This window comes from Lachnoanaerobaculum saburreum DSM 3986, assembly GCF_000185385.1.
Classification (GTDB): domain Bacteria; phylum Bacillota; class Clostridia; order Lachnospirales; family Lachnospiraceae; genus Lachnoanaerobaculum; species Lachnoanaerobaculum saburreum.
The window spans coordinates 2,502,537-2,526,991 of sequence record NZ_GL622296.1 but is presented as its reverse complement, the minus strand read 5'-3'; the positions used below and the strand labels follow the sequence as shown (position 1 = coordinate 2,526,991).

General features: G+C 38.1%; 26 protein-coding genes. 25 read left to right on the top strand and 1 reads right to left on the bottom strand.

Annotated features, from left to right (window positions below; translation table 11 throughout):
• Nucleotides 1–53: 53 nt before the first annotated feature.
• Nucleotides 54–791: a GNAT family N-acetyltransferase gene (locus HMPREF0381_RS11670; protein WP_040461432.1), complete on the bottom strand. Its 738-nt coding sequence runs from the start codon at nt 789–791 to the stop codon at nt 54–56.
• Between the two features lie 91 nt (nt 792–882).
• On the opposite strand from HMPREF0381_RS11670, the gene pyrF reads away from it, so the two are divergent.
• From pyrF to proS, 25 genes are all read left to right on the top strand, one after another.
• Nucleotides 883–1,791, top strand: a complete 909-nt coding sequence (gene pyrF / locus HMPREF0381_RS11665; protein ID WP_008752186.1) for an orotidine-5'-phosphate decarboxylase — start codon at nt 883–885, stop codon at nt 1,789–1,791.
• Nucleotides 1,792–1,793: 2 nt separating this feature from the next.
• Complete coding sequence (locus tag HMPREF0381_RS11660) at nt 1,794–2,558, top strand: dihydroorotate dehydrogenase electron transfer subunit (RefSeq protein WP_008752185.1); 765 nt, start codon at nt 1,794–1,796, stop codon at nt 2,556–2,558.
• Nucleotides 2,555–3,460, top strand: coding sequence for a dihydroorotate dehydrogenase (locus HMPREF0381_RS14920; protein WP_008752184.1), 906 nt, complete (start codon nt 2,555–2,557; stop codon nt 3,458–3,460). Before HMPREF0381_RS11660 ends, HMPREF0381_RS14920 begins: the two co-directional genes overlap by 4 nt.
• Nucleotides 3,461–3,475: 15 nt before the next feature.
• The gene (gene pyrE, locus HMPREF0381_RS14915; protein ID WP_008752183.1) at nt 3,476–4,147 is read left to right on the top strand and encodes an orotate phosphoribosyltransferase; all 672 of its coding nucleotides are present in this window, start codon (nt 3,476–3,478) and stop codon (nt 4,145–4,147) included.
• Nucleotides 4,148–4,162: 15 nt separating this feature from the next.
• Nucleotides 4,163–4,312 carry a hypothetical protein gene (locus HMPREF0381_RS15060; protein WP_008753214.1) on the top strand — a complete coding sequence of 50 codons (150 nt, stop codon included), beginning with the start codon at nt 4,163–4,165 and terminating at the stop codon, nt 4,310–4,312.
• 1 nt (nt 4,313) lies between these two features.
• Nucleotides 4,314–4,766 carry a VanZ family protein gene (locus HMPREF0381_RS11640; protein WP_008752181.1) on the top strand — a complete coding sequence of 151 codons (453 nt, stop codon included), beginning with the start codon at nt 4,314–4,316 and terminating at the stop codon, nt 4,764–4,766.
• A complete protein-coding gene (locus HMPREF0381_RS11635) occupies nt 4,763–5,188 on the top strand; it encodes a hypothetical protein (RefSeq protein WP_008752180.1) in 426 nt (141 codons plus the stop codon). The genes HMPREF0381_RS11640 and HMPREF0381_RS11635 overlap by 4 nt, the downstream gene beginning before the upstream one ends.
• Nucleotides 5,152–7,224 (top strand): aminopeptidase, encoded by a 2,073-nt coding sequence (locus HMPREF0381_RS11630; protein WP_008752179.1) that lies wholly within the window; start codon nt 5,152–5,154, stop codon nt 7,222–7,224. The genes HMPREF0381_RS11635 and HMPREF0381_RS11630 overlap by 37 nt, the downstream gene beginning before the upstream one ends.
• Before the next feature lie 10 nt (nt 7,225–7,234).
• Nucleotides 7,235–7,744 carry a 5-(carboxyamino)imidazole ribonucleotide mutase gene (gene purE / locus HMPREF0381_RS11625; protein WP_040461431.1) on the top strand — a complete coding sequence of 170 codons (510 nt, stop codon included), beginning with the start codon at nt 7,235–7,237 and terminating at the stop codon, nt 7,742–7,744.
• 22 nt (nt 7,745–7,766) lie between these two features.
• Nucleotides 7,767–8,792, top strand: a complete 1,026-nt coding sequence (gene purM / locus HMPREF0381_RS11620; protein ID WP_008752177.1) for a phosphoribosylformylglycinamidine cyclo-ligase — start codon at nt 7,767–7,769, stop codon at nt 8,790–8,792.
• 8 nt (nt 8,793–8,800) lie between these two features.
• Nucleotides 8,801–9,397, top strand: coding sequence for a phosphoribosylglycinamide formyltransferase (purN, locus tag HMPREF0381_RS11615; RefSeq protein WP_008752176.1), 597 nt, complete (start codon nt 8,801–8,803; stop codon nt 9,395–9,397).
• Nucleotides 9,394–10,668 (top strand): phosphoribosylamine--glycine ligase, encoded by a 1,275-nt coding sequence (purD, locus tag HMPREF0381_RS11610; protein WP_008752175.1) that lies wholly within the window; start codon nt 9,394–9,396, stop codon nt 10,666–10,668. Before purN ends, purD begins: the two co-directional genes overlap by 4 nt.
• A 118-nt stretch (nt 10,669–10,786) precedes the next feature.
• Nucleotides 10,787–12,241 (top strand): IMP dehydrogenase, encoded by a 1,455-nt coding sequence (gene guaB, locus HMPREF0381_RS11605; RefSeq protein WP_008752174.1) that lies wholly within the window; start codon nt 10,787–10,789, stop codon nt 12,239–12,241.
• 4 nt (nt 12,242–12,245) lie between these two features.
• The gene (locus HMPREF0381_RS11600; protein ID WP_008752173.1) at nt 12,246–13,172 is read left to right on the top strand and encodes a nucleotidyltransferase family protein; all 927 of its coding nucleotides are present in this window, start codon (nt 12,246–12,248) and stop codon (nt 13,170–13,172) included.
• A 13-nt stretch (nt 13,173–13,185) separates the two neighbouring features.
• Nucleotides 13,186–14,847: a putative manganese-dependent inorganic diphosphatase gene (locus tag HMPREF0381_RS11595; RefSeq protein ID WP_008752172.1), complete on the top strand. Its 1,662-nt coding sequence runs from the start codon at nt 13,186–13,188 to the stop codon at nt 14,845–14,847.
• A gap of 7 nt (nt 14,848–14,854) precedes the next feature.
• Complete coding sequence (locus tag HMPREF0381_RS11590; RefSeq protein WP_008752171.1) at nt 14,855–15,517, top strand: shikimate kinase; 663 nt, start codon at nt 14,855–14,857, stop codon at nt 15,515–15,517.
• A complete protein-coding gene (locus HMPREF0381_RS11585) occupies nt 15,507–16,073 on the top strand; it encodes a flavin reductase family protein (RefSeq protein ID WP_008752170.1) in 567 nt (188 codons plus the stop codon). The genes HMPREF0381_RS11590 and HMPREF0381_RS11585 overlap by 11 nt, the downstream gene beginning before the upstream one ends.
• A gap of 16 nt (nt 16,074–16,089) precedes the next feature.
• Nucleotides 16,090–17,466 carry a UDP-N-acetylmuramate--L-alanine ligase gene (murC, locus tag HMPREF0381_RS11580; protein ID WP_040461430.1) on the top strand — a complete coding sequence of 459 codons (1,377 nt, stop codon included), beginning with the start codon at nt 16,090–16,092 and terminating at the stop codon, nt 17,464–17,466.
• Nucleotides 17,467–17,523: 57 nt separating this feature from the next.
• Nucleotides 17,524–18,729: a DnaD domain protein gene (locus HMPREF0381_RS11575; RefSeq protein WP_040461429.1), complete on the top strand. Its 1,206-nt coding sequence runs from the start codon at nt 17,524–17,526 to the stop codon at nt 18,727–18,729.
• Nucleotides 18,730–18,749: 20 nt separating this feature from the next.
• On the top strand, nt 18,750–19,775 hold the full coding sequence (locus tag HMPREF0381_RS11570; protein ID WP_008752167.1) for an ATP-binding protein: 1,026 nt from the start codon (nt 18,750–18,752) through the stop codon (nt 19,773–19,775).
• 10 nt (nt 19,776–19,785) lie between these two features.
• Nucleotides 19,786–20,958 carry a ribose-phosphate pyrophosphokinase gene (locus HMPREF0381_RS11565; RefSeq protein ID WP_008753254.1) on the top strand — a complete coding sequence of 391 codons (1,173 nt, stop codon included), beginning with the start codon at nt 19,786–19,788 and terminating at the stop codon, nt 20,956–20,958.
• An 18-nt stretch (nt 20,959–20,976) separates the two neighbouring features.
• On the top strand, nt 20,977–21,690 hold the full coding sequence (locus tag HMPREF0381_RS11560; protein WP_008752165.1) for a LytR/AlgR family response regulator transcription factor: 714 nt from the start codon (nt 20,977–20,979) through the stop codon (nt 21,688–21,690).
• Between the two features lie 4 nt (nt 21,691–21,694).
• The gene (locus tag HMPREF0381_RS11555) at nt 21,695–22,876 is read left to right on the top strand and encodes a hypothetical protein (protein WP_008752164.1); all 1,182 of its coding nucleotides are present in this window, start codon (nt 21,695–21,697) and stop codon (nt 22,874–22,876) included.
• Nucleotides 22,854–23,009, top strand: coding sequence for a hypothetical protein (locus HMPREF0381_RS15055; protein WP_008752163.1), 156 nt, complete (start codon nt 22,854–22,856; stop codon nt 23,007–23,009). The genes HMPREF0381_RS11555 and HMPREF0381_RS15055 overlap by 23 nt, the downstream gene beginning before the upstream one ends.
• 5 nt (nt 23,010–23,014) lie before the next feature.
• Nucleotides 23,015–24,454: a proline--tRNA ligase gene (gene proS / locus HMPREF0381_RS11550; RefSeq protein ID WP_008752162.1), complete on the top strand. Its 1,440-nt coding sequence runs from the start codon at nt 23,015–23,017 to the stop codon at nt 24,452–24,454.
• Nucleotide 24,455 lies beyond the last annotated feature (1 nt).

Here is a 24,455-nt window from a genome sequence, read left to right as displayed (position 1 = left end):
ATACAAATAAATAGAAATAAATTTAATTGTATAAAATATTTTAAGGCATTTAATCAGCAAACTTTTTTATAATAACTTATCTCACTTACAATATTGAAGCCAAGTTCGGTATATATCTTATAGGCAGGGAGATTTTCAAGCAATAATTGTAAATGTATTTTTGTTTTACCGAGATTTTTTAAAAAATAAAGTATTGCCTTCATAGAAAGTCTTCCAAGTCCTTTATTTCTATAATCCTCATATATATTGAAGCTGTGAAAATATATATTATTACTGTTAAATGTAAAGGTATAAAAGCAAAATGAACCAATCTCGGTATCAGATTTAAAAATATAGCAGATATCATCTTCTTTGATTATATCAATATCTGCAATATTATTTCCTGTATATTCTGATAAGTCAAGTTCCATCATAGTTTCAGTACAGTCATATTTAAGTGACATTTTTTTTGCTGTCTTTATAGCAGGAGTGTAGTTTCTTTCACAGATAAATGAAATACTGAAACCGGTACCGAGTTCATTACAAATGTATTCATATACAGCTCTAAAATAGCCTTTACATCTGTTGAGTATATCTGTATAGGCTATCGCCTCGTATATATCGGTATCTATCTCAAAAAGTGCCGTTACAGACATCAACGCTTTATTTTCAAAGCAGAGATAGTAAGTACATCTGTCATCATCAAAGTCAAAGTAGAGCGGAAGGTGATTGACTTTATCCTGTGCTTCCACCAGATTATTTATCTCTTCTATATAATATTGTGTAAGTTCTTTTGTTTTTATTATATTCATCTCAAACTCCAAGTGCATTTATTGAAATATTGCGTGTTTATGTGTTATACTTTCATAAATACATTATGCCCTAAAGGCTTTAGGAGAAAATATGATTGCAAAACTTATTGAAAAAATCAAGCAAACAAATGCCCCTATATGTGTCGGACTGGATCCGCTTATTTCACATATACCCGATTATATATTAGACGAGAAAATAAAGAAATATGGAAAAAGCACAAAGGCTGTGGCTGAGGCTTTCTATGACTTTAATATGGCAATAATAGATAAGACATTTGACCTTATTCCGGCAGTGAAACCGCAGATAGCTATGTATGAAGAGTTCGGTATAGACGGAATGATTGCCTATAAGAATACTGTTGACTATGCAAAGAGTAAAGGGCTTCTTGTAATAGGTGATGCAAAAAGAGGAGATATAGGTTCCACTTCACTTGCCTATGCCAAGGCTCATATAGGTGTAAGTGAGATTTCAGGTGAGAAGTTGTCAGGATTTGATACGGATTTTGTTACGGTAAATCCATACCTTGGAACCGACGGCATAAAGCCTTTTATAGATGTATGCAACAGTGAGGATAAGGGTATCTTTGTACTTGTAAAGACATCAAATCCTTCAAGCGGAGAGTTTCAGGATAGACAGATAGACGGCACACCTCTTTATGAGCTTGTGGCAAAAAAGACCTGTGAGTGGGGTGAACTTAGTATGGACGGAGAGTACTCAAATGTAGGTGCGGTAGTAGGTGCCACATATCCGAAAATGAGTGCAATACTTAGAGAGAAGATGCCTCATACTTTTTTCCTTGTACCGGGATACGGTGCACAGGGAGCTACGGCAGAGGATTTAAAGCCCTGCTTTAATAAAGACGGACTCGGTGCAATAGTGAACTCATCAAGAGGAATAATAGCCGCATACAAGCAGGAAAAGTATGCTTCACTTGATTTTGCAAATGCGTCAAGAGCGGCGGTTAAAGATATGATAGCAGATATAAACAGGGTTTTATAATAATGACAAAGATAATGGACAACGGGAAGGTGCTTTCCCAAGATGAATTAAGTAAGGATATTTTTTCGGTTTGGATAAGGACAGATATAGCAAAGTATGCCGCTCCCGGACAATTTGTAAATGTCTATACAAAAAATCCGTCAAAACTTCTGCCAAGACCTGTAAGTATCTGTGAGACGGATAAGGATTCTATCAGACTTGTATACAGGGTCACAGGTAAAGATACGGGAACGGCCGAGTTTTCAAAGCTTGAAGCAGGAGATGATATTAAGCTTTTGGGACCTCTAGGCAACGGATTTCCTACCGATTCAATATCAAGTATACTTATCGGCGGAGGTATCGGAATCCCGCCTATGCTTGAACTTGCAAAGAAACTTGAAGGTGAAAAGATAACGGTACTTGGATTTAGAGACAGTGATACCTTCCTTGTAGACGATCTGAGTCAATACGGCAGGGTATATATTGCTTCTGAAGACGGCAGTATCGGTACAAAGGGAAATGTTTTGGATGCTGTCAGAAAAAATAATCTGAATGCAAAGAGAATACTTGCCTGCGGGCCTGCTCCAATGCTTAGAGCTATAAAAAAATATGCATTTGAAAATAATATAGAGTGCTTTTTGTCACTGGAGGAAAAGATGGCATGCGGTATAGGTGCCTGTCTGGCCTGCACCTGTAAATCAAGTGAGATTGACTCTCACTCCAAAGTAAAGAATAAGAGGGTCTGCACAGAAGGTCCCGTTTTTAATGCTTTTGAGGTGGAACTATGATAAATACAAAAGTAAAGATAGCGGATGTGGAGTTTAAAAATCCTGTGACGGTTGCAAGCGGAACTTTCGGACATGGAGAGGAGTTTTGTGAACTTGTAGATATCAACAGACTTGGTGCGGTTACAACAAAGGGCGTTGCAAATATCCCATGGGAGGGAAATCCTACACCAAGGATTGCGGAAGTCTATGGAGGAATGTTAAATGCTATCGGACTTCAAAACCCCGGAGTGGACACCTTTATAGAAAGAGATTTGAAATTTCTTAAGCAAAAGGATACAAAGATAATTGTAAATGTATGTGGCAGAAGCATCTCAGACTATATAGAGACTGTGGAAAGACTCTCACATGAGGCTGTTGATATGCTTGAGATCAATATTTCCTGCCCGAATGTATCACATGGAGGTATTACCTTCGGTACAAATGTGGACAGTGTAAGAGATATTACAAGTCAGGTAAAGGTTCATTCAAAAAAGCCTGTTATTATGAAACTCTCACCGAATGTTACGGATATTACTGAGATTGCAAAGGCGGCGGAGGATGCCGGGGCTGACGCACTTTCACTTATAAATACTGTAACAGGAATGAAGATAGATATAAATAAGAGGTGCTTTGCTATAGCCAATAAGACAGGCGGTATGTCGGGACCTGCTATAAAGCCTGTTGCACTGAGGATGGTATATCAGGTTGCAAATGCGGTGAAGATACCTGTTATAGGTATGGGTGGAATAGTTACCGCTGATGATGCCATAGAATTTTTGCTTGCCGGTGCGACTATGGTAAGTGTCGGGACTGCAAATTTTTTCAATCCTGATGCAAGTATTATGGTGGTTGACGGCATAGAAAAGTATCTTGAAAAAAACGGCTTTGGTGATGTAAATGAGATTATAGGTCTTGTAAAATAAAGAAACGGAGTAGCGATGGAAGATTATAAAAAAGAATTTATTGACTTTATGATAGAGTGTGAAGTGCTTAAGTTTGGAGACTTTGTTACAAAGAGCGGCAGAAAGACACCTTTCTTTGTAAATACAGGGTTTTACAGAACAGGTTCACAACTTGGCAGACTTGGAAAATACTATGCAAAGGCGATAAGAGGTGCTTTCGGTGATGAATTTGATATTCTTTTCGGACCTGCATACAAGGGTATTCCTCTCAGTGTGGCTACATCTATGGCACTTAGTGATGAGGGTGTGGATGTAAAGTATTGCTCAAACAGAAAAGAAGTAAAAGACCATGGAGATACAGGTATTTTGCTCGGCTCACCTATAAAAGACGGAGACAGAGTTGTTATAATAGAGGATGTGACCACAGCCGGAACTTCTATTGAGGAGACATTACCTATAATAAAGGCACAGGGAGATGTAGATGTACTCGGACTTGCAGTGAGTGTTGACAGATGTGAAAGAGGTAAGGGAGAGAAGTCGGCACTTGCAGAGATAAGTGAAAAATACGGAATAAAGACTACAGCCATTGTTACTATGAATGAGGTGGTGGAGTATCTGTATAATAAAGAGACGGACGGCAGAGTTATAATTGATGATAAATTAAAATGTGCTATTGATGATTACTATAAGATTTACGGTGTAAAATAAAGACAGGTGAAAGATATGGAAAAAACATATAAACTTATGAAATTTTGTGGCGGAGCAGGTATTGCTGTCGGAGTGATAATGATAGTTGTAGGTGTTGCTACAGGTGTTATGTCAATTGTAAACGGAGCAAGATTGCTTGTAGGAAAGAAAAATATAGAGTTTTGATATGGATAAACTTAAAACTAAGTTTAGATTTTTGGGATTGGTATTATTTATATTATATATTTTGATTTTATGCTATGTTCTTTTCTTTGCCGAGGGCTTTGGAAGAGGTATGGCGGTGGAGGTACATGGTTATAATACAGTGCCTTTTAATGAAATCAGAAGATATATCAACAATTTTGATAGACTTGGTATGATATCGGTGATAAATGTAGGCGGCAATATACTTGCTTTTATGCCTTTCGGATTTTTCAGACCGGTAATCAGCAGAAAAAAAAGCGGTTTCTTTAAAACATTGATAGAAGGCTGTTTGCTCTCATGTATTGTAGAAGTTATACAGCTTACAACCAATGTCGGAAGCTTTGATGTGGATGATATTATTTTGAATACTGTCGGGGTAGCGCTTGGATACATTGTTTTTGCTTTATTTAGGATTATCATATGGAGACGTGAATGAGTTTTTTTAAAAGAAAAAGAATAGGAACGCCTTTTAGAAGAGAAGAGAATATATTAGACTCTGACAGATTTTTATCGGCAGAGGACAAGGTGAAGTTTGCCACAAGCAGAAGTGATATGGTTGACTATATGAAGAGACCTTTTGCAAAGGATGCAAAGTTTGCTCTGTTTATGGATTTGGTTGCTGTAGTGTTATTAGGATTTGCACTCAGAAAAGTGATAGAAAATCAGGGGGCACCAAGCATACAGGTGTCAGCTTTTGCACTTTGCTCATTTTTGTTTGCCGGAGCCGGATTTTATTATTCGATAAAATCTTTTAAAGACGGATTGGCCAGAAAATCACTGTCGGTGATTACAACATTGATTGGAGGAGTTATATTTTTACTATGGTTTATGATATTTATTCTTGGGATAAGAGGGTAACAGCTGAGAGAATAAATCTGGCAATGGACAGAATATCTCAGATAAGAGAAGAAGATGATGCATTGTGTGCAGATGTTAAGTTCAAGGATTTTTTTGCGGAGTTGGCATCATTTTTAGAAAAAGTAAATGACATCAGGAAAAAAAAGGAGACAGGAGAGTTTGAAGCTTTAAGTTTTGAAGAACTTACAGATATTCAAAATGAGCTGTTCTATGATTTGAGAGAAGAGATTTATGCAGGTTCAGTGTACAATCCTGATGTATTGGAGAAGATATTTGATAAGGATTTTGTTTCTCCTTTTTTAAGCTTGGGTTTTGAGGTGAGAGCCGCATTTATTACAGTTTTTGAGGGTGATTTTGAAGGTTTTGTAAATATTCTTGAACTGTTTTTGCAGGTCTATGGAACAGCTATGGAAGGTGCAAGTGCAAAAGAGATTACAGATGTGATATATTGGTACGCTTCAGACTATCTGGATATAACTGCAAGAAAGAGAATAATTGAAAACTTTACTGCTTCTAACAGATTCTTTTACAATATCATAATGAATGACGATCTGTCAGATCTGAGATATCTTTTTAAATTCGGTGAATACATTGGCTCAAATGAAATAAATACAGCAAAATATTTGAATTCATTAGATAGTGAAACTGTCAGACTATGTGCAAAAACTTTTGTAGACGGATATAGAGACGGTTTTTTTGCAATGCAAAAGGATATCACAAAGAGAAGTGTTGTATCATTGGTATATAATATCGGATTTGAGAGAATAGTAAAAGAAGCTGTTATTTTCTTTGAAGATATGGGATTTGAAGTGGTATTGCAAAGAAAGCCGTACAGACTTGCAGATATGTCACCTGTAAAAAACAGAGGTATATGTAGCGGCGGAGTAAACAGACAGTTTGAGTATGACCACAAGTTTGATATGAATATATTTACAAAGAAGGCTTACCTTGACAGAAAGCTTGAAGTGTGTAAAAGAACATTTGAAGAGATAAAGGAAGATATGTCAAAGTATGGTGGTCCTGCACTGATGGAGTCTTTTGGAGAGAGAGAGTTTTTGCCTGTAAAGAAGAAAAGTGCCAATGCATTCAGTGAAAAGCAGAATAATCTTATGACCGGTTACAGAAATGAACTGATGCTTTTACAGGATGAGTATATTGATACTTCGGGTACCGCATTTTGTATAATAGCATGGCCGCTTCCAAGTATTGCAAAAGATGAAAAGATTTATTCAAATATTTTTGATGATATTATAAGAATCAATACATTGGATGCAACAAAGTATAAAGATGCACAGCAAAAAATTATTGATGCATTGGATAAAGCGGATACGGTAAGTGTAGTGGGCGGTGTGGGCAATAAGACTGAGCTTACGATAAAGCTGCATAAGCTGAAGGATGCAAACAAGGAGACCAATTTTGAAAACTGCGGGGCGGATGTAAATATTCCGGTGGGTGAGGTATTCACATCACCTGTGCTTAATGGTACTGAAGGCACACTTTTTGTAAAGGATGTTTTTCTTTCAGGTTATCGCATTAAGAATCTGTATATCAAAGTTAAGGACGGAATGATTGAGGACTACAATTGTGAGAACTTTGAAAGTGAAGAAGACAATAAAAGAATCATTGACGATGCCGTTTTAAAGGGGCATAAGAGCCTGCCGATGGGTGAGTTTGCTATAGGTACCAATGTGATTGCCTACAATGTGGCAAAGAAATATGATATCTTTGAGAAAATGCCTATTTTGATAGCCGAAAAGATGGGACCGCATTTTGCTTTCGGTGATACCTGTTATTCACATGAAGAGGACAATATTACATATAATCCTAACGGTAAGGCAATCATAGCAAGAGATAATGAATGCTCTATAAGAAGAAAAACAGATATCAAAAAGGCCTATTTTAACTGTCACACCGATATCACAATACCTCTTGCAGAGCTGGGAGATATATATACAAATGAGCCTGACGGCATACATACATATATTATAAAGGACGGAAAGTTCGTGCTTAAAGGCAGTGAAATACTCAATGAATAACGGAGGAACTATGAGCAAAGTAGCGATAGTGATGGGAAGTGATTCCGATTTGGCAACAATGAGAGCGGCAGGTGATTTCCTTACAAAGATGGGGATAGAGTATGAATACAATATAATATCAGCACATCGTGAACCTGATATATTCTTTAAATGGGCAAGGGAGCTTAAGGACAGAGGTATTAAAGTGGTGATTGCAGGAGCCGGTAAGGCGGCACATCTGCCCGGAATGTGTGCGGCACTTACACCGTTGCCTGTAATAGGAGTGCCTATAAAGACATCAGATCTTGGAGGGGTGGACTCATTATATTCAATAGTTCAGATGCCGTCAGGTATACCGGTGGCAACCGTAGCAATCAACGGAGCAAAAAATGCGGGAATACTTGCAACAAAGATACTGGCTGTAAATGATGAAAAGCTTTTTGATAAACTTGAAAAATTCAGTGATGAAATGGCAAAAGAGGTGGAGAATAAGGATAACAGGTTAAAGAGCATAGGAGCGGATGCTTTTTTGAAGAGCTGATAAGAGTCAAATTGGAGGTAATATGGATTACAAGAGTGCCGGTGTGGATATCAAAGCGGGTTATAAGGCCGTGGAGCTGATGAAAGAGCATGTGAAGTCAACTATGAGAGCGGAGGTCTTAGGCGGACTTGGAGGTTTCTCAGGTGCATTTTCACTTAGTAAGATTAAGGAGATGCAAGAACCTATACTTTTATCCGGAACAGACGGAGTAGGAACCAAGTTAAAGCTTGCCTTTATTATGGATAAGCATGATACTATAGGCATTGACTGTGTGGCAATGTGCGTGAATGATGTGGCATGTGCAGGCGGTGAGCCGCTGTTTTTCTTAGACTATATAGCCTGCGGCAGGAATGAGCCGCAAAAAATAGCTGCTATTGTAAAGGGAGTGGCAGACGGTTGTGTACAGTCAAATGCAGCCTTGATTGGCGGAGAGACGGCAGAGATGCCGGGATTTTATTCGGAGGATGAATATGACCTTGCAGGCTTTTGTGTAGGAGTGGCCGACAAATGTGACCTTATAGACGGCAAGGATTTGAAGACCGGAGATGCACTTATCGGTATTGCATCAAGCGGTGTACATTCAAACGGATTTTCTTTGGTAAGGAAGGTGTTTGATATGACAAAGGAATCACTTAATACTTACTATGAAGAACTTAATAAGACTTTGGGAGAGGTGCTTTTGGCTCCTACAAAAATCTATGTAAGGGCATTAAAATCCGTAAAAGAAAACGGTATCAAAATAAAGGCATGTTCACATATAACAGGCGGCGGCTTTTATGAGAATATTCCGAGAATGTTGACAGAAGGCACAAAGGCGGTGGTAAAAAAAGACTCTTATGAGGTACCGGCTATATTTACACTTATGGCAAAAAAGGGTGATATCAGTGAGGAAATGATGTACAACACCTTCAATATGGGAATCGGTATGGTAATATCGGTAGATAAAGGCGATGTTGAAAAAACTTTAGATGCAATAAATAAGGCAGGAGAAAAAGCCTTTGAAATAGGATATATTGATAAAGGAACAAAGGGAATAGAGCTTATATAGGAGAATCTATGTTTGATATCGTATGTTTAGTTTCAGGTGGCGGTACCAATCTTGCCGCCATTATAAAGGCAATAGATAAAGGCGATATAAAAAATATCAGGGTAAAGTCGGTTATCTCAAATAATGCAGATGCCTATGCACTTAAAAGAGCAAAAGAAGCCGGAATAGAAAACAAATGTATCTTACCGAAGAGCTTTTTAAACAGAGATGATTTTGATAAGGCATTACTTGATGAATTGAAAAGATTAAACCCCGACCTTATAGTGTTGGCGGGGTTTTTGGTAAATATTTCAAAAGATATAGTGGATGCATTTGAAAACAGGATAATAAATATTCATCCTTCACTGATACCGAGTTTTTGCGGAAAAGGCTATTATGGACTGAAGGTACATGAGGCGGCATTAAATCGCGGTGTCAAGGTGACAGGTGCCACTGTGCATTTTGTAGATACCGGTATAGATACAGGCAGAATAATAATTCAAAAAGCGGTAAATGTATTACCGGGTGATGATGCAATGACTTTGCAAAGACGGGTAATGGAAGAGGCTGAGTGGATTATTTTACCGAAGGCTGTTGAAATGATTGCAAACGGAGAGGTTTTATGAAGATATTGGTTGTAGGTGGCGGCGGAAGAGAGCATGCTATTGTAAAGAAGCTTTCAGAGAGTAAGAAAAATCCGAAAATCTATGTTGCACCGGGAAATGCAGGTACGGAAGAAATTGCAACAAATATCGCAATATCCGTGACGGACTTTGACTCACTTGTGGACTTTGCAAAAAATGAAAAGATAGACCTGACCATAATAGGGATGGACGACCCGCTTGTAGGCGGAATAGTCGACAGGTTTGAAAAGAAGGGGCTTAGAGTATTCGGACCAAGGAAGAATGCGGCCATACTTGAGGGGTCGAAAGCATTCTCTAAAGAGCTTATGAAAAAATACGGTATACCGACAGCAGATTATGAAAAATTTAATGACCCTCAAAAAGCGCTTAAGTATTTAAAAGGAGCTGATTATCCTGTAGTTTTAAAGGCGGACGGACTTGCACTGGGAAAAGGAGTGTTAATCTGTAAGAATTTTGAAGAAGCAAAAACAGGTATTGAAGAACTTATGATTGATAAGAGTTTCGGTGATGCCGGAAATACTGTAGTAATAGAAGAGTTTTTGGAGGGCAGAGAGGTGAGTGTACTCTCATTTGTAGACGGTACTCACTATGCACTTATGACCTCCGCACAGGATCACAAGAGGGCAAATGATGGAGATAAGGGTCTTAATACAGGCGGAATGGGGACTTTCAGCCCAAGTCCTTTTTATACCGAGGAGATTGACAGATACTGTAGGGAACATATCTATCAAAAAACTGTGGATGCTATGAGAGCCGAGGACAGAGAGTTTAAGGGAATTATATTCTACGGTCTGATGCTTACAAAAAGCGGTGTAAAGGTACTTGAATACAATGCCAGATTTGGCGACCCTGAAACTCAGGTAGTGCTTCCAAGGATGGAAAATGATATTATAGATGTTTTTGAGGCCTGTATTGACGGGCATCTTGATAAGATTGATCTTAAGTTTAAGGACAATGCGGCAGTATGTGTGGTACTTGCAAGCAAAGGCTATCCTCTAAAGTATGAGAGGGGTAAGAAAATATCGGGACTTGAAAACTTTGAAAGAAAAAACGATATATTTGCTTTTCATGCAGGTACAAAAAGGGTAAACGGTGATGTACTCACAAACGGAGGCAGGGTTTTAGGTATCACCGCAACGGCACCTACTTTAAAAGAGGCAAGAAATAAGGCTTATGAGGCAACAAAGCTTATAAACTTTGAAAACAAGTATATGAGAAATGATATCGGAATAAGTATAGACTCGTATGATTGACAGTATAGTTTGTATTTGTTAGACTAATGAGAAAAATAATTATTGTTTATTAGTACTTTATGTTTGTGAAAGTCACTAAAGACAGGTACTATTGTATCCGTAAAAAGGAGAAAAAGCAGTGGCAAGAATCATAGGTGAAGGCATCACATTTGATGATGTCCTATTGCAACCGGCATATTCAGAAGTTATAGGAAATCAAATCGATATTTCTACATATTTAACAAAGAATATTAAATTAAATATTCCTTTGATGAGTGCAGGAATGGATACAGTTACAGAGCATAGAATGGCAATAGCCATGGCAAGGCAGGGAGGCATCGGAATTATTCATAAAAATATGAGTATCAAAGAGCAGGCGGAAGAGGTGGACAAGGTAAAACGTTCCGAAAACGGAGTTATTACAGATCCTTTTTATCTCTCACCAAAGCATACTCTTTTTGATGCCAATGAACTTATGGCCAGATACAGAATTTCAGGAGTTCCGATAACCGAAGGAAAGAAATTGGTAGGTATCATTACCAACAGAGATTTGAAGTTTGAAGAAGATTATACAAAGAAGATATCCGAGTGTATGACTAAGGATCATCTGGTTACGGCACTTGAGGGTACCACCTTGGATGAAGCCAAGAAAATTTTGGCAAAGGCCAGAGTGGAAAAACTGCCGATAGTGGATAAGGAGGGCAATCTGAAGGGACTTATCACTATAAAGGATATTGAAAAGCAGATAAAGTATCCAAACTCCGCCAAAGATTCACAAGGAAGGTTACTGTGCGGTGCGGCACTCGGAATTACGGAAAACGTGATTGAGAGATGTGATGCACTTGTGGAGGCAAAAGTGGATGTGGTAGTGCTTGATTCCGCACATGGACATTCAAAGAATGTAATAAATTGTATCAGGGCAATCAAAGAAAAATATAAAAAGCTTGATATTATAGCGGGAAATGTCGCCACAGGTGAGGCGACAAAGGCACTTATAGAGGCAGGTGCGAACTGTGTAAAGGTAGGTATCGGACCGGGTTCCATATGTACTACCAGAGTTGTGGCAGGCATCGGCGTACCGCAGATAAGTGCAATAATGAACTGCTACGCTGTAGCCAAGGAATACGGTGTTCCTATTATTGCGGACGGCGGTATCAAGTTTTCGGGAGATATTACAAAGGCACTTGCAGCAGGCGGAAATGTCTGCATGATGGGTTCACTGTTTGCAGGGTGTGACGAGTCTCCGGGAGATTTTGAACTGTATCAGGGCAGAAAGTATAAGGTTTATCGAGGTATGGGTTCACTTGCCGCCATGGAAAAGGGAAGTAAGGACAGGTATTTTCAAACGGATGCCAAAAAACTTGTACCGGAAGGCGTAGAAGGCAGAGTGGCATATAAGGGTCTTGTGGAAGATACGGTATTTCAACTTCTTGGAGGTCTTCGTTCAGGTATGGGTTATTGCGGTGCCGGGGATATTGTGACCTTACAAGAAAATGCACAGTTTATCAAGATAAGTGCGGCGGCTTTAAGAGAGAGCCATCCGCATGATATACATATTACAAAAGAGGCACCGAATTATTCATCAGAGGAGTAATATTATGGACGCAACATTAGTAGTTATGGCGGCAGGCATCGGTTCAAGATTTGGCGGCGGCATAAAGCAGCTGACACCGGTAGGACCCGGCGGTGAGATCATTATGGACTATTCAATATATGATGCAAAAGAAGCAGGCTTTAATAAAGTGATTTTTATCATACGCCATGACCTTGAGAAAGATTTTAAAGAGATTATCGGAGACAGAATAAAAAAATATATAGATGTGGACTACGCTTTCCAAGAGCTTGACGATCTGCCGAAAGGTTTTACATGTCCTAAGGGTAGGACAAAGCCATGGGGCACAGGTCAGGCATTGCTTGAGATAAAGGGACTTGTAAATGAGCCTTTTGTGGTAATAAATGCCGACGATTACTACGGCAAAGAGGGCTTTAGAATAGTATATGACTATATGAAAGAGCATATGAAGGGTGACAGTGATAAACTTGACCTTTGTATGGCGGGGTTTGTGCTGAAGAATACACTTTCAGACAACGGCGGAGTTACAAGAGGAGTTTGTAAGGTAGATGCCGATAACAAGCTGGCAGATGTAACGGAGACATTTGAAATAGAAGTAAAAAACGGCATTTTGAATGCGGTGGATGAAAATAAGCAAAAGAGAGATATAGACTTGGACGACATTGTTTCAATGAATATGTGGGGACTTACACCGGAATTTTTGGATATTCTTGAGGAAGGCTTTCCTAAGTTTTTAAAGAATATAAAAAATGAGTTAAAAAGTGAATATCTCCTGCCGTCAGTGATAGATGAAGCTATAAAGTCAAAAAGAGCAAGTGTAGAGGTATTAAAAAGCCATGATAAATGGTTTGGAGTAACCTATAAAGAAGACAGGGAAATTGTTGTTAATTCAATAAAAGACCTGGTAGATAAGGGAGTGTACCCTGAAAAATTATTTAGTGAAAAAATTTAGTTAAGAGGAAATTATGTCAAAGCTTAGAACATTGATAATGGGTCATAAAAACCCGGACACAGATTCAATTTGTGCGGCTATCAGTTATGCCGATCTAAAGTCAAAAACTGAAGAAGGAGAGTTTTTACCAAGGCGTGCCGGAGAAATCAATGAGGAGACCAAATTCGTATTGAATTATTTCAAGGTTAAACCGCCTAAGCTTACTGAGAGTGTAAAGACTCAGATAAAGGATATTGATATAAAGCATACAAAGGGTGTTGATAAGAATATATCATTTAAAAAAGCATGGTCACTTATGCAGGAACTTGATGTGGTGACTTTGCCGGCAGTAAACAGTGACGGTGACCTTGAGGGTATAATATCTGTCAGCGATATTGCAAACTCATATATGAATATATATGACAGCAGGATACTTGCAAAGGCTAATACAAGATACTCAAATATTATAGAGACACTGGAAGGCACTCTGGTGGTGGGAGATGAAGATGCTTATTTTAATGAAGGCAAGGTAGTGGTGGCGGCCGCAAATCCTGATATGATGGAGTTTTATATCGAAAAGGATGATCTTGTAATACTTGGCAACAGATATGAGATGCAGCTGTGTGCTATTGAGATGGGAGCGGCATGTATAATAGTATGTGAGGGTGCGGGTGCATCCAGAACTATTCAAAAGATTGCAAAAGATCATGGTACTACAGTTATAACAACCGCGTATGACAGCTTTACAGTTGCAAGGCTTATCAACCAGTCCATGCCTATTAATTATTTTATGAAGACTGCAAATCTCATTACATTTGAAAATGAAGATTATCTGGATGATGTAAAGGATGTAATGGCAAGTGTAAGGCATAGAGATTTTCCGGTTCTTGATAAACATGGTAAGTATCTTGGCATGTTCTCAAGAAGAAATTTGCTGGGTGCCAAGGGCAAGAGAGTAATAATGGTTGACCACAATGAAAAGAGTCAGGCGGTGGACGGTATAGAGCATGCAAATGTCCTTGAAATAATTGACCACCACAGACTTGGCACTATAGAGACCATCGGACCTGTATATTTCAGAAATCAGCCTCTTGGTTGCACTTCTACCATCATATATCAGATGTATCATGAAAAGGGAATTGAGATTCCGCCTCATATAGCAGGACTTATGTGTTCTGCAATCATTTCTGATACATTGCTGTTTCGTTCTCCTACATGTACTGCGGCGGATAAGGCGGCAGGACTTGCACTTGCAAAGATTGCAGGTATTGATATAGAAAAATATGCAAATCAAATGTTCGCATCTGCAAGTAATCTGAAGGGAAAGACCGATGAACAGATTTTCCATCAGGACTATAAGACCTTTGCACTTGGTAAGAGTACCATAGGAATAGGTCAGATAAGTTCACTTAATGAAGAAGAGTTAAGTGAGATAGAAAGCAGGCTGATGCCTTTTCTTATAAAGCTGCATGAGAGCAGTGAAGAAGATATGATGTTTTTTATGTTGACAAATATATTGGAACAGTCTACAAGACTTATATGTGTAGGTTCCGGAGCCATGTCACTTGTAATGAAGGCATTTAGGATTGAAGAGGGTGCTTATGATGTCGGTGATGCCGGAGTTATAGAGCTTGAATCGGTGGTATCAAGAAAGAAGCAACTTGTACCGAGTCTTGTATTGGGAATACAGATGTAGGAGAGATATGGGAAGAAAGACTAATATTACATTGATTGGAATGCCGGCATCCGGCAAGTCCTCAGTGGGAATAGTTTTAGCTAAAAGACTTGGAAAAAAGTTTGTAGATACAGATATAGTAATTCAAGAAAGATATGGAAAGCTTTTAAAGGAACTTATAAAAGAGTACGGTGATGACGGCTTTAGAAAAATAGAGGACGAGGTAAATGCCTCACTTGATGTTACAAACAGCATTATATCTCCCGGAGGAAGTGTAGTATACGGCACTAAAGCCATGGAGCATCTGAAGGAAATAAGTGTTGTAATATATTTAGAGCTGTCATATACTGCAATAAAGTCAAGACTGGGAGATTTGAGAGAGAGAGGAATCACTCTAAAAGAAGGCCAGACTTTAAAGGATCTTTACCTTGAGAGAACACCGCTTTATGAAAAGTATGCAGATATCACAGTCAATGAAATGAAGAAGACTTTGGCAAACACCATTGATGAAATATGTGAGATGTTGGGTGAAAAGCCGAGGAAAAAAAGAAATTTCAAAGGCAGAAGACTTTCAAAAGCCAAGAGCAAAGAAAAGACTGCAAAAGAAAGAAGCGGTAAAGACGGCAATAGTTTTAAGAGCGGTATCCAAGGAAAAAATAAGAAGAGATATTTTAAGAAAAATGAGAATTGATTTTAAACCGGGAAATATGCTGTATCCGGTACCTGTGGTGATGGTGAGCTGTAGTGACGGGAAAAGAAGTGATATTGTCACTGTAGCATGGACAGGTACAATATGTACAAACCCGCCTATGCTGTATATTTCTCTTAGACCAAGCAGATATTCATATGATATAATAAAAAAGTCGGGTGAGTTTGTTATCAATCTCACCAATGAAAGGCTGATAAAAACGGCAGATGAATGTGGTGTAAAATCAGGCAGAGATATTGATAAATGGAAGGTTATGAAGATAGAGCAGTTGCCATCAAAAGTGGTAGCTGCTCCGTCTGTTAAGGAAAGTCCGGTCTGTATAGAATGTAAGGTGGAAAATATCTTGGAGCTTGGTTCACATCATATGTTTATAGCAAAGGTTGTGGCTGTGAATGTAGATTCAAAATATATGGATGTAAAAAACAAATTTGACCTGACAAAAGCCGACATGGTAGTATATAATCATGGAGAGTATATCGGGCTGTCAAAGGTACTCGGTACCTTTGGTTATAGTGTAAAAAAGAAAAAAACAAGATAATCCTAGGAGGCATCTTTTGAGCGAGATTAAATTTAATGACATAAAGCACATATATTTTTGTGGCATTGGCGGTATCAGCATGAGCGGGTTGGCAAGAGTACTTTTAGAGAAGGGCTTCAAAGTGAGCGGCTCAGATACAAAAGCAAGTAACAGGACAAAAGACCTTGAAAACAGAGGTATAAAAGTATTTATAGGACAAAATAAAAATAATATCAGTGATGATATAGATTTATTTGTATATACGGCAGCCATACATAAGGACAATCCCGAATTTATCAAAGCAAAAGAAAAAAATATCAAGGTGATGACCAGAGCGCAGTTGCTTGGATATGTCATGTCAAAATTTAAAGAAAGTATTGCAATAAGCGGTACACATGGAAAGACCACCACCACCTCTATGTTATCATATATTTTACTTGATACAAATCTGGATCCTACAATTTCGGTAGGAGGAATTGTAAAGAAGATAAGGGGAAATGTTTATATAGGAAATGGTGACACCTTTGTTACGGAAGCATGTGAATATACAAACAGCTTTCTTGAATTGTATCCTACAGTAGGTGTTATACTGAATATTGAGGAGGATCATCTGGATTTTTTTAAGGATCTGGATGATATCAGAGACTCTTTTAAGAAATTTGTAAAAAACACAAGCCGTGAGGGTTGTATAATAATAAATGATAAGATTAAAAACAACAGAGAGATTACAATGGGATATGAAGGCAATGTAGTAAGATATGGAACTGAAAACAGTGACTGTTATGCTGCAAATATAAGATATGATGCCATAGGATATCCTACATTTGATCTGGTTCATAAAGAAGAGACATATGAGGATGTTAAGCTTTGTGTAGGCGGAAATCACAATATATACAATGCCTTGGCGGCTGTCTGTGTCGCCTTCGAACTTGGAGTCGGTATTGAAGATATAAGAAGAGGACTTTTGGAGTTTAAGGGTGTGGACAGAAGATTTGAAATCAAGGGAAAACTTGACGGCATAACAATAGTTGATGATTATGCACATCATCCGAGTGAGATCTCCGCTACATTGAATATTGCAAAGAGATATCCTCATGACAGACTTGTGGTAGTATTCCAGCCACATACCTACACCAGAACTAAGGCATTATTTGAAGATTTTGCAAATGTTTTAAAGAATGTGGAACAAGTAATCATTGCAAAGATTTATCCGGCCAGAGAAACCGACAATCTCGGAGTGAGTTCACATCTTCTCTCAGACAGGATAAATGAACTTGGCGGGAATGCTACAAGCTTTGATACTTTTGATGAGATAGAAAATTACCTCTTGGAGGATTTACATAAGGGTGATTTGCTTATTACAATGGGTGCCGGAGATATCTTAAGAGTGGGTGAGTTTTTGCTTGGGAAATAAATTATGAAATAAATTATAATGATATGGAAATATCGATTTTTTGATAAAGGGAGAGCTATGAAGTACGATTTTTTAAAGGCAGATATAACGAGTATTGTAAGTTTGCCGTCAGAATTTATAGATAAATATATGCTAAAGGCAAATGGCGATTATATAAAAGTATATCTTTTTATGCTGAGAAATGCTGACAGATTGATAAATCCCGAGATCATAGCAGATGCCCTTGAACTTACCATAAAAGATGTTGAGAGAGCCATAGCATATTGGTGTAAAAGCGGTATATTGATTGAAAAGGAAGAAAATATTGCAAAGCTTGGCAACGGAGATGACTTTGAAGAGATACTTCTTACCAAGAATCTTCCGTCTAAAGAAGAGCTGGAGGAGGCAAGACGCATCTTAAATGCTGCAAATGAAATATACAGAAGAAGAGAAATAACCAAAGATGCCGAAAAAAATTCAGAGGAGGATAATACCGATGAGCCTGATAAGGTTTTAGATGAGACCTTAGAAACTCAAGCCGGTGATGAAGTAAAAAAAGAGGAAAATTCCATAGAAGAGCCGCCCGAGCCTAAACCGCCCAAGCTTCCTGACAGAAGTCTTGTAGATTTGCCTAAGTTAAAATCCGATGAGGACTTTCAGGAATTGGTTTTTTGTGTACAGACATATACTGAAAAGATTTTTTCACCTACAGATACTGAAAAGCTGGCATATCTTTATGATGTTGTCGGAATGTCAAAGGATCTCTTAGAGTATATTGCAGAGATTTCAGTTCAAAAGGGTAAGAAGAGTATCAGCTATATTGAAAAGATTGCACTTTCTTTCCATGAGAAGGGTATTACTACAGTTGAGGAAGCAAAGGAAGATAATGTAAAGTTCTACAATGAAAACAGAGCCGTGTTAAAGGCTTTTGGAATCTATGACAGAGTTCTGGCACCTGTAGAGTCAAGATTTGTAAAGAAATGGTTTGATGAGTACTGCTTCAGCCCTGAAATAGTAGTAGAGGCGATAAACAGAACTGTGATAAATACCTCATCACAGAGCTTTACCTATGCGGACGGTATACTTACAAGATGGTATAAAGAAAATGTCCATACACTTGCAGATATAAAGGCACTTGATGAAAAGCATGATGATAAAGTCAAGAGTACAAACAGACCGGCAGGTGTGACTGCCGCATCCAAGTTCAATAATTTTGAACAAAGAAATGACAATATAGACTCCGATATGCAAAATAAGTTTATGAATGAGCTGAATAAGCTGTAGTACAGGCGTAAAGGAGATATATGGCTATAGATAATTCTTCATATAATGCAATAATGAGAGAATATGAAAATATAAGAGCAAACAACAGGGCGGCACAGGTCAGAAGAATAGAAGAGGTATATGAAAAGATACCTAAGATGAGGGAACTCAATTCTTCAACCGGCAGCCTTGCAGTCTCAAGATATAAAGAGAGTTTAAAGTCGGGTGAATTTTCAAGTACAGATCTGAAAAAAGATATTGACAGTATAAAGTATAAAAAAGAGGAACTTTTAAAAGAAGCCGGTTTTTCAACCGACTATATGGATATAAGATATGATTGTAATGACTGTAAGGATACAGGTTATATTGACAGTAAAAAATGTCATTGCCTACAGTCAAAAATCAGAAAGCTTTTGTATGCACAGTCAAATCTGGAAGATATAGTCGGCAAGGAGAACTTTGATAATTTTTCATTTGAGTACTATGATGATAAAAATCTTTTGCCTTCACAAAATATTACAAATGCCAAATATATGGAGGGTGTAAAAAAGTTTTGTGAGGCGTTTACAGATAAGTACTTTAACCTCGACAGGAGTAAGAATGAAAAAAAGTCTCTGCCGCAAGGTGAGATTGACAGAAAAAGTATTGTATTCAGCGGCAGTACAGGAGTCGGAAAGACTTATCTAAGTAACTGTATAGCAAAAGTATTGTTGGACAGATATTATTCTGTAATATATCTCAGTGCAAAAGAGTTGTTTGAGACTCTGGTCAAGGTAAATATCGAAAAAAGTGAGGAGCAGAAATATTTATTGCTTGCAAAAGAAGTTTATGAATGTGATATGCTTATAATTGATGATCTTGGTTCGGAGCTTTTCAATCACTTTACAACCAGTGAATTTTTCCATATAATAAATCGTAGGATTAATACCGAAAGGTCTACTATAATATCGACCAACTTAAGTCTGGACAAAATGAGAGATACTTATAGTGAGAGAGTCACCTCCCGTATAAGGAAAAACTTCATTTATATCAGGTTATATGGAAATGATATTAGAGCAAGATTATGATGGAGGAAAAATGTTATACGAAGATAAACAGATAGATACTGTTCCCGTAGGTCCGCTTGGGCTTATACCGCTTAAGGGTATGGAGGAGTTTACAAAAAAAGTAAATGATTACCTGGTTGAATGGCGTAAAGAAAGAGAAAGCGAACACAAGGATTCGATTTTATTCTCGGAATATGAAAAGGATAATTATATTATAAAGTCTACAATCTCAAGGTTCGGTTCAGGTGAGGCAAAGGGAACCATTGAGGAGTCTGTAAGAGGTGATGATCTGTATCTGCTTGTGGATGTATGCAACTATTCTATGACATATTCACTCTCAGGCAGGATAAATCATATGTCGCCTGATGATCATTTTCAAGATTTGAAGAGAATTATTGCAGCAATAGCAGGAAAGGCCAGAAGAATAAATGTTATAATGCCCTTTTTATATGAGAGTCGTCAGCACAAGAAGACAGGCAGAGAGTCGCTTGACTGTGCATTGGCATTACAGGAACTTACAAATATGGGTGTGGAAAATATTATTACCTTTGATGCACATGACCCGAGAGTGCAAAATGCCATTCCGCTTAAGGGATTTGAAACTGTTCAGCCGATATATCAGTATACAAAGGGACTTTTAAAGAACTTCCCCGACCTTAAAGTGGATTCGGAGCATATGATGATAGTTTCACCTGATGAGGGCGGTATGAGAAGAGCTATCTATTTTGCAAATATGCTTAAACTTGATGTGGGTATGTTCTATAAGAGAAGAGATTATACCAAAGTTGTAGACGGAAGAAATCCTATTATTGCACACGAGTTTTTGGGTGCGGATGTGGAAGATAAGGATCTTGTAATTATTGATGATATGATATCATCAGGAGAGAGTGTGCAGGAGGTTGCTAAGGAACTTAAGAAAAGAAAGGCAAGAAGAGTTTTTGTATGTGCTACTTTCGGACTCTTTACCAACGGATTTGCAAGATTTGATCAGTACTATGAAGACGGTATTATAGACGGCATATTTACTACCAATTTGGTATATCAGTCACCGGATCTTTTAAGCAGACCTTATTATCACAGTATTGAGATGAGTAAGTACGTAGCACTTATTATAGACAATTTGAACCATGATTCTACTATAAGCGGACTGTTGACGCCTACAAATAGAATCAATAATTTACTTGAAAAGGTAAAAAATAAATAAGATATAAGGTTTTGGGTTATGAGAATAGTTATATGTGATGATAATCCAATAGAACGAAATAATCTGTTAGAAGTTGCCACACATATATCAAAGTCTGAAGGCTATGATGCAGAATTTGAAGTTTTTGAAAATGCCAAGCAGATGTTGTTTGAACTGGAAGATAAATTAGAACTTATAGATGTGATGCTTTTGGATATAAATATGCCCGGAATAGACGGCATGGAGGCGGCATCAAAACTTCGTTCAAGGGGTTATATCGGTGAAATAGTATTTATTACAGTCTCAAAAGAACATATGCTGATGGCATTTGATGTGAGAGCTTTTAATTATATTGTAAAAGGTGAGACAGACAGTACCAAGACTGTAAAGATAATAAAGGATGTGTTTGAAATTGCATCAGAAAAGTCAAAGGAGTATATGCTCTTTACAGGTATTGGCGAATATAGGAACATCGCAATCAATGATATAAAATATTTTGAAGTTAGAGGAAAAATAATAACCGTGTACTACGGCAGTAAGAGTTTTGAGTTTATTTCAACTATCGGAAAACTTGAAAATCTATTGTTTACAAAAGGTTTTTTGAGAGTGCATAGATCATTTTTAGTAGCATTGCAGTATATAAAGACATTCGCTTATGACGGAATTACTCTGCTGGATCATAAAGAGATTCCGGTAGGCAGAAAGTATTATAGCGGACTGAAAGAGGCAATGAAAGAAAATGCAGTAGGGTGATAATATGAAAAAAAAATATAGGGCAATGAGAGCTATAGTTCTTACAACAGCTTTTATATCAATACAGGGGATGAGCATTTTGGCTTCGCCTTTAAGAAATATAGATTATTCTTATGACGGGCAAGACATACATACAAACAGTAATGCTTCACATAATAATTCAAATAATAATAATTCAAATAATGAAAATGAAAAAGCAAATATTTACGGCGAATGGGTTATTGTAAAAGAACCTACTTTACTTGAGGACGGTCTAAGAAAAAGAGAGGTTATTACAGGTAAGGGTAAGGCCTATATAGAGTTTGAGGTAATTCCAAAGCTTTTACCGCTTCCAAGCCCTGTTCCTCCAAAGCCTGATCCGCCAAAAAAAGAGCCGGAAACCGCTCCGCTAAAGCCGACTACACCAAGCCCCGCTCCGTCACAAAAAGAGACGGAAGCCGCTTTGCCTAAGCCGTCAAAACCGGCTTTGGTGCCTGAAAAGAAGGAAGAGACTTTAGCGGCACAGACTCAAAAACCTGCACCGCTTCCTTCACAACCAAGTCAGACTGTAGAGGATTCAAATAATAAAGATAAGCAACCGGAAACAAACAGACATCATAGAAGTCATAGCGGCTCCAAGAAAAAAAGAAGTATTGAAAAAGTAAATGATGAAAACAAAAATGAAACGACAGATGAGTCCAAAGCTTCACAGGAGGAGACAAAAGCTTCAAGGAGTGAGGGCATTACTGAGAGTGCCGTATCTGGCGATAAAACTGCCGAAACGAAAGCAGGCGGTTCTAAAGTCGGTAAAATAGTAAAAGATACTCCTGCAAATCATTATAAGGTAAGCGGCAATGTAGTTTCAGAGAACAAGGCAAGAGAGATCTTACCTTCAAATGAAAATGCAGTACAGGATCAAACCGAAAATCAAACTGTAACAGAGGACAAAATTGAAGTTTCAGTAAATAAAACCGATAAAGATAATTTAAGTAAAAAGGTCGGTAACACTGTAAGTCTGAATAAGCAGGAAAAAGGTAAATCAGCTGATAAAAGCTTTAACGGATATGACGGGGTTACACTTTTAGCTGCAAGTGCATATACTTGGTGGATTGCAATTGTACTGTTGCCGATGGTAGATGCATTCAAATGGATAAATAAGAAGAGAAGAGAAAAATCGAGGGGCAATGTTAACAAGAAACATAGTTGAGATTTCATTGATTATTATATTATTCATTGTAGGAATCATCATTTATTTTTATTTAAAGAGAAAGATTGATGATGCCGAATCTGATCTGGTAATCAGAAAGAAAAAAGAAATTAAGGAAGATATTGAGGATTAAACGAAATGGCTAAGGAAAAGAAACTTGTAGAAGAGATTACCTCCATGGACACGGATTTTGCCCGGTGGTATACAGACATTGTACTTAAGGCGGAGTTGGTTGACTACACCAGTGTAAAGGGCTGTCTTGTAATAAGACCGGCAGGATATGCTATATGGGAGAATATGAAAAATGAAATAGACAGAAGATTCAAGGAGACAGGAATTGAGAACTGTTACCTGCCGATGTTTATCCCTGAAAGTTTATTACAAAAAGAGGCGGATCATGTGGAAGGATTTGCACCTGAGGTGGCATGGGTCACATATGGAGGAATGGAAAAGCTTGATGAGAGACTTTGTGTCAGACCTACTTCCGAGACTTTGTTTTGTGATTACTATGCCGGAGCGGTAAAAAGCTATAGAGATCTTCCACAGCTTTTGAATCAGTGGTGTTCTGTAGTAAGATGGGAAAAGACTACAAGACCTTTCCTTCGTTCCAGAGAGTTTCTATGGCAGGAGGGACATACAGTACATGCCACTGCAAAAGAAGCACATGACAGAACGGTACAGATGCTTGATGTGTATGCGGACTTCTTTGAGAAAGATCTTGCAATACCTGTTATAAAGGGAGTAAAGACTGAGAAGGAAAAATTTGCAGGTGCAGAGGCGACTTATACTATAGAGGCGCTTATGCATGACGGTAAGGCATTACAGTCAGGTACAAGCCACTATTTCGGAGACGGTTTTGCAAAGGCATTCAATGTTACATTTACCGATAAAGATAATCAGGTCAAGCCGGTATTTGAAACATCATTCGGTATGACCACCAGAATTATAGGTGCTGTAATCATGGTACATGGTGACAATTCAGGTCTTAAGTTGCCGCCGCATATTGCACCGGTACAGGTGAATATAATACCTGTGGCGGCACATAAGGAGGGTGTACTTGATGCGGCAAATACACTTTATGACAGACTGAAGGTTGCAGGGCTTAGAGTGAAGCTTGATAACAGTGAAAAGAGTCCGGGATTTAAGTTTGCCGAGTCTGAGATGAGAGGTATTCCGCTAAGAATTGAGATTGGACCGAAAGATATTGAGAATAATCAATGTGTGTTTGTCAGAAGAGATACCGGAGAAAAGAGCTTTGTTTCACTTGACAATGTTGAGGGTGATGCAAAAGATTGTCTTGAAAATATTCAGACAAATATGTATGAAACTGCACTGGCACACAGAGATGCACATACCTATGAGGCAAGAACTATGGAGGAGCTTAAGGACATTGCAGATAACAAGCCGGGATTTATAAAGGCTATGTGGTGCGGTGACAGAGCCTGTGAGGATAAGCTTAAGGAATTTGCGGGAGTTACATCAAGATGTATGCCGGATGAACAGGAACAAATCAGTGATGTATGTGTTTGCTGCGGTAAGAAGGCAAAGAAAATGGTATATTGGGGAAAAGCATATTAAG

Excerpts from the sequence above, each read along its gene's own strand:
- HMPREF0381_RS11570 (WP_008752167.1), top strand. The coding sequence starts at position 18,750 with ATGGCTATAGATAATTCTTCATATAATGCAATAATGAGAGAATATGAA.
- purE (WP_040461431.1), top strand. The coding sequence starts at position 7,235 with ATGAGCAAAGTAGCGATAGTGATGGGAAGTGATTCCGATTTGGCAACA.
- pyrF (WP_008752186.1), top strand. The coding sequence starts at position 883 with ATGATTGCAAAACTTATTGAAAAAATCAAGCAAACAAATGCCCCTATA.
- HMPREF0381_RS11670 (WP_040461432.1), bottom strand. The coding sequence starts at position 791 with ATGAATATAATAAAAACAAAAGAACTTACACAATATTATATAGAAGAG.
- HMPREF0381_RS11590 (WP_008752171.1), top strand. The coding sequence starts at position 14,855 with ATGGGAAGAAAGACTAATATTACATTGATTGGAATGCCGGCATCCGGC.
- purN (WP_008752176.1), top strand. The coding sequence starts at position 8,801 with ATGTTTGATATCGTATGTTTAGTTTCAGGTGGCGGTACCAATCTTGCC.
- HMPREF0381_RS11660 (WP_008752185.1), top strand. The coding sequence starts at position 1,794 with ATGACAAAGATAATGGACAACGGGAAGGTGCTTTCCCAAGATGAATTA.
- HMPREF0381_RS11565 (WP_008753254.1), top strand. The coding sequence starts at position 19,786 with ATGTTATACGAAGATAAACAGATAGATACTGTTCCCGTAGGTCCGCTT.
- HMPREF0381_RS11630 (WP_008752179.1), top strand. The coding sequence starts at position 5,152 with ATGGTTTATGATATTTATTCTTGGGATAAGAGGGTAACAGCTGAGAGA.
- HMPREF0381_RS11555 (WP_008752164.1), top strand. The coding sequence starts at position 21,695 with ATGAAAAAAAAATATAGGGCAATGAGAGCTATAGTTCTTACAACAGCT.
- HMPREF0381_RS15060 (WP_008753214.1), top strand. The coding sequence starts at position 4,163 with ATGGAAAAAACATATAAACTTATGAAATTTTGTGGCGGAGCAGGTATT.
- HMPREF0381_RS11595 (WP_008752172.1), top strand. The coding sequence starts at position 13,186 with ATGTCAAAGCTTAGAACATTGATAATGGGTCATAAAAACCCGGACACA.
- HMPREF0381_RS14920 (WP_008752184.1), top strand. The coding sequence starts at position 2,555 with ATGATAAATACAAAAGTAAAGATAGCGGATGTGGAGTTTAAAAATCCT.
- HMPREF0381_RS11585 (WP_008752170.1), top strand. The coding sequence starts at position 15,507 with ATGAGAATTGATTTTAAACCGGGAAATATGCTGTATCCGGTACCTGTG.
- pyrE (WP_008752183.1), top strand. The coding sequence starts at position 3,476 with ATGGAAGATTATAAAAAAGAATTTATTGACTTTATGATAGAGTGTGAA.
- purD (WP_008752175.1), top strand. The coding sequence starts at position 9,394 with ATGAAGATATTGGTTGTAGGTGGCGGCGGAAGAGAGCATGCTATTGTA.
- HMPREF0381_RS11635 (WP_008752180.1), top strand. The coding sequence starts at position 4,763 with ATGAGTTTTTTTAAAAGAAAAAGAATAGGAACGCCTTTTAGAAGAGAA.
- purM (WP_008752177.1), top strand. The coding sequence starts at position 7,767 with ATGGATTACAAGAGTGCCGGTGTGGATATCAAAGCGGGTTATAAGGCC.
- HMPREF0381_RS11575 (WP_040461429.1), top strand. The coding sequence starts at position 17,524 with ATGAAGTACGATTTTTTAAAGGCAGATATAACGAGTATTGTAAGTTTG.
- HMPREF0381_RS11600 (WP_008752173.1), top strand. The coding sequence starts at position 12,246 with ATGGACGCAACATTAGTAGTTATGGCGGCAGGCATCGGTTCAAGATTT.
- HMPREF0381_RS11560 (WP_008752165.1), top strand. The coding sequence starts at position 20,977 with ATGAGAATAGTTATATGTGATGATAATCCAATAGAACGAAATAATCTG.
- HMPREF0381_RS11640 (WP_008752181.1), top strand. The coding sequence starts at position 4,314 with ATGGATAAACTTAAAACTAAGTTTAGATTTTTGGGATTGGTATTATTT.
- proS (WP_008752162.1), top strand. The coding sequence starts at position 23,015 with ATGGCTAAGGAAAAGAAACTTGTAGAAGAGATTACCTCCATGGACACG.
- HMPREF0381_RS15055 (WP_008752163.1), top strand. The coding sequence starts at position 22,854 with ATGTTAACAAGAAACATAGTTGAGATTTCATTGATTATTATATTATTC.